Annotated in this window: 24 protein-coding genes and 1 pseudogene; 7 read left to right on the forward strand and 18 right to left on the reverse strand. The window is 42.9% G+C overall.

Features of this window, described 5'->3' with window-relative positions; genetic code table 11:
* Window positions 1-231 precede the first annotated feature (231 nt).
* From VZ94_RS27040 to VZ94_RS12415, 4 genes are all read right to left on the reverse strand, one after another.
* Window positions 232-1407 (reverse strand): N-6 DNA methylase, encoded by a 1176-nt coding sequence (locus tag VZ94_RS27040; RefSeq protein WP_204369140.1) that lies wholly within the window; start codon window positions 1405-1407, stop codon window positions 232-234.
* 132 nt (window positions 1408-1539) lie between these two features.
* A complete protein-coding gene (locus VZ94_RS27045) occupies window positions 1540-2379 on the reverse strand; it encodes a type I restriction enzyme HsdR N-terminal domain-containing protein (protein ID WP_082081613.1) in 840 nt (279 codons plus the stop codon).
* Between the two features lie 54 nt (window positions 2380-2433).
* The gene (locus VZ94_RS12410; RefSeq protein ID WP_052700487.1) at window positions 2434-2715 is read right to left on the reverse strand and encodes a hypothetical protein; all 282 of its coding nucleotides are present in this window, start codon (window positions 2713-2715) and stop codon (window positions 2434-2436) included.
* Between the two features lie 127 nt (window positions 2716-2842).
* Window positions 2843-3334: a Panacea domain-containing protein gene (locus tag VZ94_RS12415; protein ID WP_204369136.1), complete on the reverse strand. Its 492-nt coding sequence runs from the start codon at window positions 3332-3334 to the stop codon at window positions 2843-2845.
* 348 nt (window positions 3335-3682) lie between these two features.
* Between VZ94_RS12415 and fliK the strand changes: the two genes are divergently transcribed.
* Window positions 3683-4849, forward strand: coding sequence for a flagellar hook-length control protein FliK (fliK, locus tag VZ94_RS12420; RefSeq protein WP_157844912.1), 1167 nt, complete (start codon window positions 3683-3685; stop codon window positions 4847-4849).
* On the forward strand, window positions 4846-5124 hold the full coding sequence (locus VZ94_RS12425; RefSeq protein ID WP_045779472.1) for an EscU/YscU/HrcU family type III secretion system export apparatus switch protein: 279 nt from the start codon (window positions 4846-4848) through the stop codon (window positions 5122-5124). Before fliK ends, VZ94_RS12425 begins: the two co-directional genes overlap by 4 nt.
* Here the strand turns inward: VZ94_RS12425 and VZ94_RS22955 are convergent, their stop codons facing one another.
* Window positions 5125-5961 carry a peptidylprolyl isomerase gene (locus tag VZ94_RS22955; protein WP_052700488.1) on the reverse strand — a complete coding sequence of 279 codons (837 nt, stop codon included), beginning with the start codon at window positions 5959-5961 and terminating at the stop codon, window positions 5125-5127.
* A 19-nt stretch (window positions 5962-5980) separates the two neighbouring features.
* Here VZ94_RS22955 and VZ94_RS12435 point away from each other — a divergent pair, with 19 nt between their 5' ends.
* On the forward strand, window positions 5981-6382 hold the full coding sequence (locus tag VZ94_RS12435) for a DUF5086 family protein (RefSeq protein WP_045779473.1): 402 nt from the start codon (window positions 5981-5983) through the stop codon (window positions 6380-6382).
* A gap of 199 nt (window positions 6383-6581) precedes the next feature.
* On the opposite strand, the gene VZ94_RS22960 is transcribed toward VZ94_RS12435, so the two are convergent.
* From VZ94_RS22960 to VZ94_RS12480, 12 genes and pseudogenes are all read right to left on the reverse strand, one after another.
* Window positions 6582-6863, reverse strand: coding sequence for a hypothetical protein (locus VZ94_RS22960; RefSeq protein WP_052700489.1), 282 nt, complete (start codon window positions 6861-6863; stop codon window positions 6582-6584).
* Between the two features lie 82 nt (window positions 6864-6945).
* Window positions 6946-7131 carry a hypothetical protein gene (locus tag VZ94_RS22965; protein WP_052700490.1) on the reverse strand — a complete coding sequence of 62 codons (186 nt, stop codon included), beginning with the start codon at window positions 7129-7131 and terminating at the stop codon, window positions 6946-6948.
* Window positions 7128-8525 (reverse strand): AAA family ATPase, encoded by a 1398-nt coding sequence (locus VZ94_RS12445; RefSeq protein WP_204369137.1) that lies wholly within the window; start codon window positions 8523-8525, stop codon window positions 7128-7130. Before VZ94_RS12445 ends, VZ94_RS22965 begins: the two co-directional genes overlap by 4 nt.
* Window positions 8526-8558: 33 nt before the next feature.
* Window positions 8559-9941, reverse strand: coding sequence for a class II fumarate hydratase (locus VZ94_RS12450; protein WP_045779474.1), 1383 nt, complete (start codon window positions 9939-9941; stop codon window positions 8559-8561).
* Window positions 9938-10171 (reverse strand): glutaredoxin family protein, encoded by a 234-nt coding sequence (locus VZ94_RS12455; protein WP_045779475.1) that lies wholly within the window; start codon window positions 10169-10171, stop codon window positions 9938-9940. The genes VZ94_RS12450 and VZ94_RS12455 overlap by 4 nt, the downstream gene beginning before the upstream one ends.
* A gap of 3 nt (window positions 10172-10174) precedes the next feature.
* On the reverse strand, window positions 10175-10318 hold the full coding sequence (locus VZ94_RS25960) for a hypothetical protein (protein ID WP_157844913.1): 144 nt from the start codon (window positions 10316-10318) through the stop codon (window positions 10175-10177).
* A gap of 56 nt (window positions 10319-10374) precedes the next feature.
* Entirely contained in the window at window positions 10375-10941 is a 567-nt protein-coding gene (locus tag VZ94_RS12460) for a pseudouridine synthase (RefSeq protein ID WP_239649897.1), read from the reverse strand.
* A gap of 8 nt (window positions 10942-10949) precedes the next feature.
* Window positions 10950-11201, reverse strand: a complete 252-nt coding sequence (locus tag VZ94_RS27050; RefSeq protein WP_204369139.1) for a S4 domain-containing protein — start codon at window positions 11199-11201, stop codon at window positions 10950-10952.
* A gap of 108 nt (window positions 11202-11309) precedes the next feature.
* A pseudogene (gene scpB / locus VZ94_RS33270) lies at window positions 11310-11844 on the reverse strand (SMC-Scp complex subunit ScpB).
* Between the two features lie 238 nt (window positions 11845-12082).
* Window positions 12083-12889 carry a segregation and condensation protein A gene (locus VZ94_RS12470; protein WP_439097735.1) on the reverse strand — a complete coding sequence of 269 codons (807 nt, stop codon included), beginning with the start codon at window positions 12887-12889 and terminating at the stop codon, window positions 12083-12085.
* Window positions 12889-13542 carry a site-2 protease family protein gene (locus VZ94_RS12475; RefSeq protein WP_045779476.1) on the reverse strand — a complete coding sequence of 218 codons (654 nt, stop codon included), beginning with the start codon at window positions 13540-13542 and terminating at the stop codon, window positions 12889-12891. Before VZ94_RS12475 ends, VZ94_RS12470 begins: the two co-directional genes overlap by 1 nt.
* 6 nt (window positions 13543-13548) lie before the next feature.
* Window positions 13549-14172 (reverse strand): L-threonylcarbamoyladenylate synthase, encoded by a 624-nt coding sequence (locus tag VZ94_RS12480; RefSeq protein ID WP_045779477.1) that lies wholly within the window; start codon window positions 14170-14172, stop codon window positions 13549-13551.
* A gap of 102 nt (window positions 14173-14274) precedes the next feature.
* On the opposite strand from VZ94_RS12480, the gene VZ94_RS12485 reads away from it, so the two are divergent.
* From VZ94_RS12485 to VZ94_RS28995, 4 genes are read left to right on the forward strand one after another with little or no spacing between them, the layout of a single operon-like run.
* A complete protein-coding gene (locus tag VZ94_RS12485; protein WP_045779478.1) occupies window positions 14275-14604 on the forward strand; it encodes a hypothetical protein in 330 nt (109 codons plus the stop codon).
* Between the two features lie 2 nt (window positions 14605-14606).
* Window positions 14607-14816, forward strand: coding sequence for a hypothetical protein (locus VZ94_RS12490; RefSeq protein WP_045779479.1), 210 nt, complete (start codon window positions 14607-14609; stop codon window positions 14814-14816).
* Entirely contained in the window at window positions 14813-14995 is a 183-nt protein-coding gene (locus VZ94_RS28990) for a hypothetical protein (protein WP_239649898.1), read from the forward strand. Before VZ94_RS12490 ends, VZ94_RS28990 begins: the two co-directional genes overlap by 4 nt.
* 40 nt (window positions 14996-15035) lie before the next feature.
* Window positions 15036-15269 (forward strand): hypothetical protein, encoded by a 234-nt coding sequence (locus tag VZ94_RS28995; RefSeq protein WP_239649899.1) that lies wholly within the window; start codon window positions 15036-15038, stop codon window positions 15267-15269.
* Between the two features lie 128 nt (window positions 15270-15397).
* Here the strand turns inward: VZ94_RS28995 and VZ94_RS12500 are convergent, their stop codons facing one another.
* Window positions 15398-15799 (reverse strand): glycine zipper 2TM domain-containing protein, encoded by a 402-nt coding sequence (locus VZ94_RS12500; RefSeq protein ID WP_045779480.1) that lies wholly within the window; start codon window positions 15797-15799, stop codon window positions 15398-15400.
* Window positions 15800-15978 lie beyond the last annotated feature (179 nt).

The following is a 15978-nucleotide window of genomic DNA, read 5'->3' on the forward strand; positions in this document are numbered from 1 at the left end:
CAAGATCATAAAGATCATTAGGCATTGGATTTTCGCCCCGTTTAGTGCGTTTGTAGCCTACGTTTCGGCTCTGCCATAAAAATGGCATAGTCTATTTCACTGGTTTTTGCTACTTCCCCAAACACCCACCAGGCATTGTAAAAGCCAAAAACGGCGGTTTCATTTTCGTATTTTGAAAGTTTTGAAATTTCATCGCCGTATTTGTTTAATAGCTCTTTGGTGTCTAGTTCGTCATCTTCGGGTGTGATGTAATCTTTCAGAAAAACGTTTGATGTTGATTTGGATGTGTTCAATGTCTTCTTGGGTTATGCTCTCGACGGCTTCCTTGTCAGCCGATTCTATTAGGGTTTTTAAGCTGGATTCGCTCAATTCTTTTACCCAAGCCAGCTTTTTATTTAACGGCACTTCATTGACGAAGTAATCGTAATATCTAACGACGCGCGTTTTAAGGTTTGCCCATTCTTTGCCATAGGTATGCCAAAGCTCGTTCCATTTTTCGACTTGAGCCTTAGTTTTCTTTTGGGCAAACAATAAGCTGGTTTTGGTTGAAGTGAATGGTTCAAAAGTGATTTGTGGTAGGCTTACCACGGCTTTTATGTGGAAATATTTGAACAAAAACAAACGGATGTATTTATTTTCCGTCGTGTCAAAAACGCTTTCGGGTAAAACCACGCCTAAACGCCCGCCTTCTTTTAGTAGTTGGTAGTAACGTTCTATAAATAGGTTTTCTGAGTTCTTTTTGTCGCCAAACAGGAAGGCGTTTTTTACTTCCCGTTGGGTTTGGGTGTCCAAATCAACGCTAAACGGCGGGTTGCTAACGGCAACATCAAACTTGCCATTAACTTCCTTGTCGTTATAAATCGATTCCTTATTAGCGGTTTCTAAATAGTTGGGTGAGGTTTCTTTGACATAAAAACGGAAAGGTAATAGGCCGTCTTTAACAAAGATGTTGGTTGAACCATCACCATGTAGGATCATGTTTACTTTAGAGGCTGTTCCTAAATCAAAATTGATTTCTGAACCGTACAGATATTCTCTTGCCCATTTGTTTTCAGCATAATCGGGCATAAATAATTCCTCGAAACGCTGTTTTATCTGACGGCTGGATTTAATTTTATCGCGCTGTTTGTATTTGATTTCTTTGGTTATGAGCTTCATGGCTTCAACCAAATAAGTGCCGCTACCCGCCGATGGGTCAACTATTAGCGGTAACTCCCTATCGTTGTTTAGCCGCTCTATTGCCAGCTTATCCAGCTGTAAGGCGTAAAGTAAGAAGTTTACAATCGGTGTCGGGGTAAAAAACTGGCCTTTATTTTGTTTGAAACCGTCACGGGTAATGCTTTCAAAGAAATCACCTAAAATATCCTTGCCATCCAGCGAACTACGGCCTTCAAGGAAGGAAAAAATTTTCTAGTTCTTGTACGGTGTAAACCAGTTTGTTAAGCGGGAATTTATTGCGGTTGATAACATTGTCGTCATCAATTTTTTGCTGTTCAGAAACATTTAGCTGTTGTTTTAAAGCCCGTTTGTAAAGCTCATTTATGCGGTCGTAGATTTTATGCTGGCTTTCAACATTGTGTCCGTATTGATAAACCTGAAAATCGTATTCTTGCCCATCTTCTTTCTCATATTCATCTTGGATTTTGGCAAGAATGATATTGACCAAGGAATAGAATATTTCGCTGTCATTCGTGCCGCCGCCCCCCACAGCACGTTGTGCAGGTTTCGGCCTAGTCCGGCTATTTCGTCACGGTTTATGCGTACTCTCAAATCGTGTTTTTCATGACCTTTAATCAAAGGCTGTTTTTTAGGTTCTCCGTAACCAGCCGTTAATTCCGTGCCGATTGATATAAAGCCGTCATTTTCCCAATCGGTGTAGGTTTTGTATTTGTCAAAGTCGATAATAATTACCCTATCTACGACTTCATCCTCTGGCATTTCTGCAGTGTAATAAACCAAATAACGTACTTTGGTTTTAAAATCTCGTTCTTCAGTTTGAGCCAATGCAAAAAGCTGTCCTTCTATTTCGGATTTGTCTGCTTCAAATTTGTTAGGGGCTTTAACTTCAATAAAAAAGAAAGGATTGCCTTCTTCGTCCTTAACAAGCACATCAACTCTTGGGCTAATCTTGCTATGGCCTCCTTTTATGGTGTATTCCTTTTCTGTTTCGAGGTTTTCCGGTTTGTAATGAAGCTCATTAACTAATCGGTCAATAAGAAATGCCCTCGCCACTTCTTCATCACCAGTAAGGGATTTTAAGGCTCGGTTATGTTTGATTTTTTCAGAATAGGTTACGGTTTCTTTTTCAAGATTTACGTGGGCAATATTATTTTTTTGTCGTTCGAGTTTATGCTCGACTATTTCTTTCCAGTTTTTCAACGGGGTTCACTCCATATTTTTAAGCTGAACAACATTGGGGGCTATTTTTAATCTTTAACCAATTAAAGCGTAAAAACGCAAAACTTTAGGGGCGGTGTGTGGTGATTGTTGCAAACCGTCTGCTATCCGTTGCATAAGGGCATGATCCATCAAGTCATGCGGGGTAAGTTGGCCTGATTTTACGCCACGAAGCAACGCATTAGCCGCTTCTATCCGCGCCTTGGCATAGAAAACGTAGCTTTCATGTTTGATAAACCGATGTTCGGCGGGTTGGATGATGCAGGTGGCATCATAAGGCAAGCCTTTGGAAACTGAGGCGATATTGACCAGTAACACGTGCTTGCTTGATAATCAGGGCTTTCTATGGGGTCAGTCAGCAACACAAAAAGATGTTTGCGTTCAGTGTCATGAATAGGCCCTGATGGGATAAGCAAGGTTGCCCGTTTAAACGGGACAAACAAACTCATAACGTGGCAAATAATTCGTCGATGTGGTGTTGTTCGCCAATGTGGTCGGCTAAGCGTTTGGCTTCGTCGCTGCTACGGCCTAGGGCTTGGAATAGCTTTTCAAAACCGATAGGTTTGGATGAGCCGTGCGGGTCTTCCCATTCGGGGCAGTGTTGGTGGGTGTAATCGCGGATTTGCCAGCGGCTTAGATTGCCAAATTGTTGCCAGATAGTTTCCAGCACGTCGGTGTCGGCTTTGCTGAGTTCGTCCAGTGTGTCCGCTTGTAATTCGGTTTTTAGCGCAAGTTCGTGGTTTTCTTTGGCGGAAATAAAACTTTCCCAGCCACCGGGGAGTGATTCCACATCGCCATCCATCAGGTTTAAGGTCATGGACAGCACGGGGCCGTGCGGCATGGACACCATGCAATCACCCGACATGGACAGGCCATACAAGCGTAATGATTCCCTATCGGCCAGATAAAGCAATTTCATCAGCTTTAAATGCGACATACGCCCGCCTCTTTTGTGTAAAAAGTAAGCTGCCATTTGGGTAACTTTGCGCTCGTTAAGCATCATAAGATTATTATTTTAGGTTATTACAATGAGAGTTTGATGGCGGGAATTATAGTCAATGCAATGGCGTAATGTCATTGTTTAATGGCGAGTTCCGCCATCCTGACAAAATATCCTCAGATTATGACACTCCACCCGTTGCCGTCAGTTTTTGATGTGCTAGAGCTTGGCTTGCAAAATCGTTCATTTGCAATGGTAAGTACTTGTGAAAATAAAGGTAACCATTGCCCCCGCCTGGCAATCTCGTTAATAATAACCCCTACACTCCACGCAACAGGCGGCTTTATGGCTTTAGAAATCCAAAACCCTAGCGCTGTTCATCTCGCCTCGCTGGCGGCGAGAAATTTATCTAAGCTGATTGCACAATTACAACCCGGTTATTCCCTAGATGCCGTCGTCACGGCTAAGTTAGCCGAAAATAGTTTTATTTTGCGCTTAGCCGGTGGACAAGAGTTAAGAGCGCAAACGCCTACGGTTTTAGAGCTAGGCCAAACCTTAAGACTAGAAGTCATTAAAACCGGCACGGTACCCGAATTAAAAATTTTAACGACTGCCGATGCTGAAGCGGTTACCCCAGAACAACAAACGTTAACAGACACGTTTAAACAATTATTACCTAAACAACAATCTTTTGCCGATTTTTCTAGCGCACTCAGACAATCTACTACCCTAAACTTGGCGCAGAGCGATAACCTGAATAGCTTATTAGCCAACCTACAACGCACATTACCCAATAGACAGGACTTAATGACTGCCGAGGGCGTTAAACAAGCCATAAACACATCGGGCATATTTTTAGAAGCACAATTAGCCGCTCAACATGCTTTCGCCCCTAATGATATTAAGGCGCAACTATTAAAATTGATTAATGGTTTACAACAAGCCCATCGCGTTGATGTGATATTAAGTCAAGAAGGTCAGGTCAACCCTACTCCCTCAGACGTTATCGAGTCAGCGTTATTAAACGCTAATATTGGCAATGAAACCGACGCCAAACGCTTATTAACTCAAGCTGAAGGGGTTTTAGCAGGTATTGTATTAGATCAATTAGCTTCGCTGCCTAAGGACAATACCACCGCCCAGGTTTGGCAATTACAACTGCCTTTTGTCGATGATGAGCAAAACCAAAGCGCAAAACTTAAAATCACTAAAGACAGTAGTCAAGCTGATGCTGAAAACAACGTGAATTGGTCGGTGTTATTAGAATTAAACCCACCTGGTTTAGGCAAGCTTTATAGTCGCATTAGTTTGATAGGCGACCAAATTGACACTTATTTTTGGTCTGACCACGCTGAAGTAAGCCAATTGTTGCAAGACAATATGGACTTATTAGCTGCTCGTTATAGTCAAGCAGGACTCCAGCCTGGTCATTTGCAAGCCTTAGAAGGCGTTGCGCCATCGATATCGTCATTGCCCAAACTTGACACGCCATTGATTGATGAGCGCGTATGAAACAGGTTATTAACCCACCGGATTTAGCGGTCGCTTTGCAATATGATGGTAGTAACGCCCCTAGAGTCACAGCAAAAGGCAAAGGCAAAACGGCAGAAGAAATTATTGCTATTGCTGAACAACATGACATACCGCTACATACTGACATCGTGTTAGTCGATATGCTCGCTAAAATCCCTTTAGGCGATGAAATTCCAAGAGAACTTTATTTAGCCGTCGCGGAAGTCATTGCGTTCGCTTATCTGATTAGCGGCAAACAACCAGAGTCACGTTAATTATTGCGCACTAGTAACAGGCTTAGAAAACTGCGCTGTGCAATTATGATTGCCTTTGCTTAAATCCAGTGTAATGGTGGCATTTAAACCCACGCAGTCGCCACGCCAACCGGCAAATAAATATCCGGTATTCGGTGTAGCAGTCAGTTTTAACGTACCTGATGCAGGCTTTGTCAAAGTGCATTGACTACCACATTGAATGCCAGCAGGTTGACTGGCAACCTTACCTAAGCCATTGATAGTAATGCGTGTTTTTGAAATACTGGTATCGTATTGACTAGAGGCAAAGGTTTTTTCTATAAACACGACATCGGAATTAGAGGTATAAGCAAATGAGTTGTAGTTAGCCAGTTTTTCAATCGCTTTAACAACGCCCATGCCGTCAATAACTTTACCGAATACCGCATAACCTGGACTGCTAGGACTCACATAATCTAAGCCGGTATTATCGACTAAATTAATGAAAAACTGCGATGTGGCAGAATTAGGGTCAGACGTGCGCGCCATGGCAATCGTCCCAGTTACATTGCTTAAGCCATTTGTCGATTCATTAACAATAGGGCTATTAGTGGTTTTCTGCTTGCCATCGGCTTTATTAAACCCACCGCCTTGTACGACAAAACCTTTGACTACCCGATGAATCAACGTATTCTTATAAAAGCCACTATTGACATAGGTAATAAAATTATTCGAGCTAATCGGGGCATGAGTATAATCAAGCTCAACCACAATCGTACCTAAATTGGTTTGCAATTCGACAAACTCTAAATCTTCGGCCTGGGCATAAAATGAGCTCATGCTCATTAACACGGAAACCGCTAATAATCTGCAACGCATAGCTAACCCCTAAAACAATATGAAAAAAATACTGCTAATCTTAATGTATATCTACTCTAACTTCAGTGATGCCCAACCCACACTACAAGACCATGCGCTAGGTATTTGGGCATTACCCGACACCGCTAAGCTAAAACGTTGGGTGATTATCCATAATCTTGCAGACGCTAAAACCAGCGGTATTTATCATATCGAAGTGATTGGACGCGGTATTAAAGACCCGGCTTGGAAAATTCAACATTTAGCCAACCATTTGGCCATTAATGAACAAGCCTTATCAGCTAGCGTCACCAAACCGTTAACCACTGGCGATGTCTATCCTGAGTCGTTTAATACGGGCTTTTCTAGCTGGCAACAAGAAAATAACGGTCAAGGTGGCGCGGTTTGTACGACAACGGTGCTGGAGTGTATTAGAAAATAGAGGATTCAATGTCACTTAAACCGCATCCAATAAGAAACCTATAGTTATGCCTACCCGTCATTCTGGCAGGGATTGCCGGAATCCAGTGCCAGGGATTGCATTCTTCAAGCACATCCCTGTGTTCTCGGCAATCCCTGCCGAGATGACGACCGGATACAAACTACGGTTCTCAAACTGGGCGTGGTATAGCATGAACACGTCATGGGCTTGTCCCTGCTAATTGATTAAATTGCAAATAATGCGGCCAATCAATTTTCAGCATCTTGTCGGGGTGGTCGTGTACATCAGTTACTCGACTCATCCTAGTTTTTCGCTTAGCAAGCTTAATATGTCCTAGACTGACGAAACGATAAGCATAACCCTCTAAAAAATCCGGCTGTTGCCAAAACACTTTGCCAATTTCCTGACAATAGTGCACTAGACATTGCGCGCCAGCTAATTGTTGGGCAATTTCTTTGCGAGAATCTTTGCTTTCCTTCATTTCTATACAAATAACGACTTTTTTCTTACCAGAATCAGCAATAATAACAAAATCAGCGCGTTTGCACTCACCCTTAGCGCCGTTAAAAAGTCATTAGGCGATTTAAACGCATCGGCCTTGAAACCATCGCATCATCGGGCAAACCATAAATAGATACGGTTTGCTTACCTTCTGTCAACGTTACTTTATTTTTACCGTTTACCGATTCAATCGTTTGTTTGGCATGATGCACCAGCATCTCATCCAAAACTTTTATCACTGGCGTCATTCATCGCCCCAAACAATCTCTTCCTGAATTCTGTTCATCGCATCAATAGTCTTGTCAAAACTACGCGCCTCGATACCTAATATGGGATCTATATCAGCTAAGGTTAGCGTTTGACGGCGAACTTTTTTACTATGACCATTGGGTTTCACATACGCTAATTCGGCAATATAAACTTTAACTTTTTCGGCAGAAATCAACTCTTCTGACTTATAACCTTCCCGCTCGGCAATCTGTTTAAGACGTGGCAGATTTTGGTTTAACATAATCAAGGTATTGAGTTCTTTAATAATATAATCACTGTGTGTAGTGATAAACACTTTGATACCGAGGTTAATTAAACGCGCAAACAACCGGGCTACCCGACGTTGATTCTCGGGATGTAAATTTAACTCTGGCTCATCTACCATAAGTAAATCACCTGGTTTAGCCAAATGTTTTAAATAAAACCCTATATCTAACAACGAACGCACCGCGCTAGAGCTTTCATCCATCGTCAATTTAGCAGTTTTACCCTTAGGTTTGTAATATAACTCGTCATTCTTGGTGACTAGATATTCACCACCAATAATATCGGTAAAATCAGCTAATATATCAGCATGTTGTTCGGCAATAGCACTAGTTTTCATCGCCAAGCTTTCAAGCTGTCGGGTAAAATCCACGTTGGCTTTAACAGGTAACGCATAGTCTTGATAAGATTTAAAGAAAAGCTCCCAAGGATCAATCGTTTTATCAGCTTGTCCCATTTCCTCTAATAAACGATTTCTGGCAAAATTTAGTTCTTTGCGAAAAATAGCGGCCCCCGTGCGCTCTGCGCTGGCGATGAACGGCTTAGGAAAAATGACGCCAAAAATAATATCTTTCAACGCCTCATCAATCACTTTCTCGATATATTCCGTTGGCAGTTTGGCTTTATTTTCTGCTAATAGCGTCACAATTAAATCTGTGCTACCAGGCTCTTTTGTTAGATAAAGCCAATCAGCTTTTCCTGCTTTAATCCGTCGTTCGTAACGATTTTCTAATCGGAAATCATCGGCATCGACTGTAATAGCAAACACACTCTCTTTAAAACGCTCTTCTGATGCAGCAAAAATAACAGGTAAATGCTGGGTATACACCTCGCAGCCATTTTTTAACACAGTTGCAGTATTCTTAGCATAATCTCGCACGTCGATATGTGTAATCCCCTCCGCCAAGAGCTTCTTAAGCGCTTCGGGAGAAATCGCAAACGTTAAGTTATCATTCCAACTTGACAAAAAACCATACAGCGCATAAGTCGCATAGGTTTTACCGGTATTATTGCTGCCACAAATAATCGTCAGGTCGCCTAATGAAAGTTTTGCGGTTTGTAATGCGCCAAGATTGCTAATACTGATATGCATACTATTTAACGGCATTGCCGTTCGCCCAACTTGTTAAGGGTTAAACACCTAAGCCTGAATCCCACCTTGCGTCAATTGCACAGGGTCTAATAACTTTCTCAATTCATCATGGCTTAACTCAGTCATCTCGGCGGCAACGTCGATAATAGGACGTTTTTGCTTATACGCGGCTTTGGCAATTTCAGCGGCTTTGGCATAACCAATAATAGGGTTTAACGCTGTCACTAAAATAGGATTTTTAGCTAAAGCTTGGTCAATGCTGGCTTGCTGCACTTGAAAACCTGCTATGGCTTTATCGGCTAATAACACGCTGACGTTAGCCAATAATTCAATGCTTTGCAGGATGTTATAGGCAAGCACGGGCAACATCACGTTAAGCTGAAAACTACCCGATTGTCCAGCGAGGGTAATCGTCGTATCGTTACCTATCACTTGCGCCGCGACCATCGCTGTCGCTTCTGGAATCACTGGATTGACTTTACCGGGCATAATACTGCTGCCAGGTTGTAAGCTGGGTAATTCAATTTCAGCTAATCCCGCTAACGGGCCGCTATTCATCCAGCGTAAATCGTTGGCAATTTTCATTAAACTCACCGCGATGACTTTCAATTGCCCGGATAACTCGACTATCGCATCTTGACAGCTTAAGCTCTCAAACAATGAGTCATTCGGCTTAAACGGCAAACCAGTAGCAGCACTTAAGGTTTCGCTAAAACATACGGCAAAACGCGGATCAGCATTAACTCCCGTACCGACCGCCGTACCCCCTTGCGCAAGTTTATAGACTCTTGGCAAGCTGGCTTGTAAGCGGGCAATACCGTTTCTAATTTGTAACGCCCAAGCCCCTAATTCTTGGTCGAAACGCACCGGCATTGCATCCATTAAATGCGTGCGTCCTGTTTTAGTAAAATTAGCCAAGCTTAATGCTTTGTCTTCAATAGTCGCCGCTAAGTGGTTAAGCTTAGGCAATAAGCTGTTATGGCATTCTAAGGCCGCGCTAACATGTATCGCAGTAGGAATCACATCATTACTGCTCTGCCCCATGTTGACATGGTCATTAGCACTCACGGGTTTACCCAAACTCGATGAAGCCAAATAGGCTAACACTTCATTGACATTCATATTAGTGCTAGTGCCTGAACCGGTTTGAAATACGTCAACAGGAAATTGCTGCGGATGCTGGCCTGCTATGACTTGCTCGGCTGCAGCAATAATCGCATCGGCAATATCAACAGGTAATAGTTCTAATTGCTTATTGACCCCAGCTGCGGTTTTTTTAATGAGCGCTACCGTGTTAATAAACGCAACCGGCATCGTTAAACCGCTAATCGGAAAGTTCTCAACCGCACGCTGTGTTTGCGCACCATAACAAGCCGTGACCGGGACTTTTAGCTCGCCCATGCTATCTCGTTCCAAGCGGTATTCAATCATGACATTCTCTCAATAAATGTGGTTAATTCAGATAAGGTAAACGGCCAAGCAAGTTCGGCCTGAGTTTTAGGTTCGACTAATACCGGAATGCGCACGCCATAACGCGTTTGCCAATCCGGGTGGTCAAAAATATCTAAAATTTCTAATGTGACAATACTGCATTCCCGCACAAGCTCTTGAGCTTGCTCGCATAAATGACAGCCAACCGTGGAAAATAATTGTAAATGCATGAGCTAATGCTTAGTCAATTTATCCAACACGCCCATTAGCAGTGCCGATATAATCAAACTCATACCTAAGTATATCGGCGCTAAAATCCAACGGCTCGCATACATCAGCCGTTCCATTGCATGTTCTATTTGCTGATTTGATAACATAAACACTCTTTCGGTTTACGACACGTTAAACACTCATACATGAGGCGACTTTTTTCTTAGGACTTTTTATTTTGCTCTTTGACATTAGCACTCGCCGATGATGCATCTGCATTAGCTGGTTTCATACCGGCAAACTCAAATACAAGGTCGAGTTCTTTATCGGATAACTCATAATACGAACCGGATTTTAAATATTCGGGTAACACCACAGGCCCATAGCGTACCCGCATAAGACGACTCACAACCACTTGTTGTGACTCCCAAAGCCTACGCACTAAGCGATTACGTCCTTCGCTAACAGTAACGTAATACCATTTGTTCGCCCCTTCACCACCGCTAAAATGAATTTCATTAAATTTAGCAAAACCATCGTCTAATTCTACGCCTGCCGTTAAACGCGCTAACAAGGCATCGGACACATTGCCCAAAATGCGCACCGCATACTCTCGCTCCACATCGGATGAAGGATGCATTAAGCGATTGGCTAATTCGCCATTATTCGTGACTAATAATAGGCCTGACGTATTAATGTCTAATCGACCAACGGTCAGCCAACGGCCTGTTAGCAACTCAGGAAAACGGACAAACACCGTAGGCCGACCTTCTGGGTCGCGACGCGTCACCACCTCGCCTATCGGTTTGTGATACAACAATACGCGCGTTTTTCTGTTGGGTAAATTTTTTCCCAATGTACGACACGCTCGTTAACTTGTAAAAAATCCCCCGCTTTTAACCTAAGACCTGGCACGGCAAGTTGACCATTAACTCGGATACGCCCTTCAGCCAGCCAGCGCTCTATTTCACGCCGGGAAGCAAGGCCTCCGCGCGCCAGCACTTTTTTTTTGAATACGCTCACCGGCACCATCATCCGCTTTAACTTCATGAGCCGGTTTAGGTGCTGGCTTAGCATCGGTCGTAAGCCTTGGTTTTTTCGCAGTGCGTTTTTTCTGCACTATCGGTTTTTGTTTATTTGTCACAACGTATACTTCGCTTAAATAGTGAAATCGAGTTTTTTATCGAATGGCAGCAAGGCCGGTAATTCGTCTAAACTCTTAAGATTAAAATAGTCTAAAAATTGTCGGGTGGTGCCTAATAATGCCGGTCTCCCCGGCACTTCTTTATGACCTATGACTTTTTATCCATTCGCGTTCTAACAAGGTTTGGATAATGGCAGAACTCACACTCACGCCACGAATATCCTCAATATCACCACGCGTAACCGGTTGCCGATAAGCAATAATCGCTAAGGTTTCTAATAATGCCCTAGAATATTTAGTCGGCTTTTCCTCGAATAAACGCCCAACCCAAGGCGAGAACTCACTGCGCACTTGAAAACGGTAACCACTAGCGACTAACTTTAATTCTAATGGTTTATATTGATAGTCTGCAATAATTGCTGCTAATGCTGTTTCTATGTCATCACGGCCAGCTGCCTGTTCTTCACCTAAAATCTGTTGTAATTGTTTAATCGACAAAGGTTTTTGAGCGGCAAATAAAATCGCTTCTAATACGTCTTTAATACCGATGATTTCTCTAGTCATCGCCGCATCCCCTCTTGTCTGTTCTGCCTCAACGTGTTTAGGCGTTAAGTCATCGCTAGTCTCCACACATGTCATCAACACGGGTTTAAACGTAATTCGCCCCAGGCGTGCGCGAAATCGATGGTAGCGTTTTAGCGGATAGTCAACAGGCGCAAGCTTAGCAATTTTTACCTTAGGTTTATCGGTCTCTAGCTCTATTGCACGGCTGCGTTTACTGGTTTTTTTAACCGGCTCGCTGGCTATCGGCGGCTCGGATTCGGATACCGGCAAAGGGTTCGGGTTGGCTGATTTCGATAAGTCGCTCTTTACAGAGTTCGAGGATGGCCAAGAAGGCGACGACGGCTCCTTGTCGGCCTTCTTTTCGGTGAAATAATTGCGGGAAAAGGAGACTATCTTCTCCTTTAAGTTTTGCCAAAATGGTTGCCATTCGTTCACGGACGGATAATACTTCTTTAGTAATTTGGTGATGACTTAAGTGTTCGGCGCGTTTCAACACATCTTGAAACGCTAATATCAATTCTTGTAACGGTACATCGGGTAGAATTTTTTGCACGGTTAAGGCTTCTAAATCAACGCTGACGCTAAAACAATCGCGCTCTAACCTAGGCAACTGCTCTATTTGCTCCGCTGCTAGCTTAATCGTCTCGTACTCTTGTAAACGCTGGATGAGTAATACTCTCGGGTCTTCTTCATCTGCATCAAGCTCTGGCTGTCTAGGCAATAACAAGCGCGATTTAATTTCTGCTAATAAGGCCGCCATGACTAAATATTCGGCCGCTAACTCAATATTCAATTGCCCCATTAAATGGATATATTCCATATATTGCTCAGTGATATGGGCAATCGGAATATTAACAATATCTAAGTTTTGCTTCTTAATTAAATATAACAGTAAATCTAACGGCCCTTCAAACAACTCCAAAAAGACTTCTAAAGCATCGGGTGGAATATACAAATCTTCAGGAAGTTGATGTACCGGTGCGCCATTCACTTTAGCAACAACAGGCGCCTCTTCACGTGTATCAATCACTATAAACCAGCAATAGAAAAAAACAGATTTTGACAAATATACATGGGCTTTTCTAACAACACGTTTAACACTCTAAAATACAGCATCGCCAATAAGATATAAAAGCCATAGGGCTCTAAGCGATTGTATTGCCATGCTAAGCGTGGCGGTAATAAGCCGGTTAACATACGGCTGCCATCTAAGGGCGGAATCGGCAATAAATTAATCAACGCTAACACGAGGTTAATCGAAATGCCGGCAATACCTGTGTAAATTAACGGTGTCGAAATCGCTTCTACACCAATAACCACGCCAAGTCTAGCTAATAACGCCCATCCTAACGCCATTAATAAATTTGATACAGGTCCCGCTGCAGCCACGAATGCCATATCGTGTAACGGCTTCTTAAAATTACGTGCATCAACGGGTACGGGTTTGGCCCAACCAAAAATAAATCCAGTACCGGTTAATAACAACATGCCGGGCAATAAAATCGTACCAAATAAATCAATATGTTTAAGCGGATTTAACGTTAACCGCCCTAACATATAAGCGGTATTATCGCCGAATTTTCTAGCCGTCCAACCATGAGCAACTTCATGCACAGTAATCGCAAACACAACCGGCAAAATCCATACAACAATACGCTGCACTAAGGTTAAATCATTCATCATGTTCTCCTATGAGCTTAACATGCTCGCAATACCTTTGCCTTGACGCACAATTTCTGGACCCGAAGCGGTAAACTCAATAATCGTCGTTGCTTCAGACTCAATAACACCGGCATCTATCACTAAATCTAATTCGTGCTCTAATTGCTCACGAATATCATAAGGATCGCATAAGCCCATATCGGCGCCGGGTAAGATTAACGTAGTGCTAAACAACGCTTCATCTAGCTCACGTAATAAAGCCAGCGTAACCGGATGGTCGGGTATGCGAATACCTATGGTTTTCTTCTTAGGATGTTGTAACCGGCGCGGCACTTCTTTAGTTGCGTCTAAAATAAACGTAAAAGGTCCAGGTGTTAACGCCTTAATTAAACGAAACGCGTCGTTGCCTATTTTAGTGAACGTCGAAACTTGCGTTAAATCTTTACAAACCAACGTAAAATTATGCTTGTCATCGAGTTGACGGATGCGCTTAATCCTGTCTAACGCTTGTTTGTCACCAATATGACACGCCAACGCATAAGAAGCATCAGTGGGATAGGCAATCACACCGCCTTGGCGGATAATTTCGACCGCACGATGAATTAAACGCGGTTGTGGATTTTTCGGATGTATTTCAAAAAATTGAGCCATGATTTAAGCTTTACCAAACAAGCGCCCGATTATAACGCATAGCACCTGCTAATGCAGTAGGAAACCAGTTGCTAACCTAATAAACACAATAGATAACCGTCGATGACTCGAATACTTATAAGGCTTTGTTTAGGATTCACTGCGATTGCCAGTCTTATTTTAATTTCGGCTTATAGCTTAACAAGACTGAACCCCGTCAGTGCTGAAATATTGATGAGAATAGGCTTACTGATTTTTTTAGCCGCTTTTATGCTACTCATTGCACTGAGTATTTACGCGGTTATCGTCAAAATAGTGCATCACAGTAGAGACTTTTTTTCTGCCTACAGCAGAAACCAAACGACAATGGTTATTTCAAGTAAACCGGCAAGAAGCTTTAACGCGTTTAGTGCAGTTAAAAAAAAACTCAAATCAATTACTTTCATCAATTAAAAATGCAGCGCCTACTGACGCGGCATAATAAAAAACAGATAAACGAGTTAGCGCGACAATTACATAAAGAATTAAACACCATACAACCTAAACTGAGCCGACAAGAGCGGCAACTCTGGCAGCAGCAAATTAAGCATCACCAAAAGCGCTTAGATGATATAGGCTTATTATCGTTACATCAACAAATTACCGCCAAACACAAACAACTATGAGTATTTTACAGGATTCAACTCGCGCTGTTATCGATTGGATTTATGCACTAAAAGACCAGCACTTACACTGGCAACTTAGTCGCCAGCCACAGAGAGTGCAATTAAAACAAGACCGGATTTTAGCCGAACACGCGTTAAGCGCAGAGCTAAAAAAAAAGAAATGCCCAGTTAAAACATGAACTCGCGTTGCTAAAACAACAACATGACGCGGAATTATTCATGCATAAAACCAAATGCAAACAAGATATTAAAGACTACCAACACTATTTATCAGCGTTAGATCAATTAAAAATGTCTATTCAAACCCATTATGCGCACTTGCCTAGTGCATTGACATTCACGATTCATCATCATGCCAAACAGCTGTTAAACACCTTATGGGAAGCACAAACACCGGAAGAAAAAAGTCGAATGCGAGCTACGTCTAATACACTTTATGACGGCTGTGCATGACGATGCTTGCTTACGATTAGAGCATTCAGACCGTCCCAATATGCCTGAAAAGACCTTAGCTTTACTACAAGTGTCGCCACTTCCCTGTGACGACCAATCAAACTAATACTAGCAACCTATAATTAAACTTAGCGCCCTATTTCATTACCAAAATAGGCACCTGCCGCAGCACCAATTCCAGTCGCTAATGGATCGCCATTACCTAAACCATAACCGACAACACCGCCGATAACGCCACCGGCTAAACCTGCTGTGCCAGGGGGTGCGTAACCGTTGTACTGTGGTCTACCATAATAAACCGGTGGCGGTGGTGGAGCATAATATACTCTTGGCCTAGGTACATACGTCACCACAGGTCTAGGTCTTGGATAATAACGAATGACTTCCCGATACGGTCTTGGGTAATATTTAACCACCTCTTTAACCGGTGGATGATGGTGTCCGTGGTAATGCCAGCCACCAGCCGACGCCACTGCTGGCATAGTTGCAACACCCATCCATACGCATAACGATAAAATCAGCTTTTTCATAACAACCTCACTGTTGAGTTACAAACAATTCTTTTAGCTACCAACGTAAGGTGGGGCAGGGTATTCAGGGTGCAGGTGTTGGCAGCAGGGATGCTGCCACCAAGCCTACAGGGATGTATATACGGCGTCCTCGGCAATTGCTCCTGCGTTGCCCTACTACACGCCATCCCTGGCGCTAT

This window comes from Methylocucumis oryzae, from assembly GCF_000963695.1.
Lineage (GTDB): Bacteria > Pseudomonadota > Gammaproteobacteria > Methylococcales > Methylomonadaceae > Methylovulum > Methylovulum oryzae.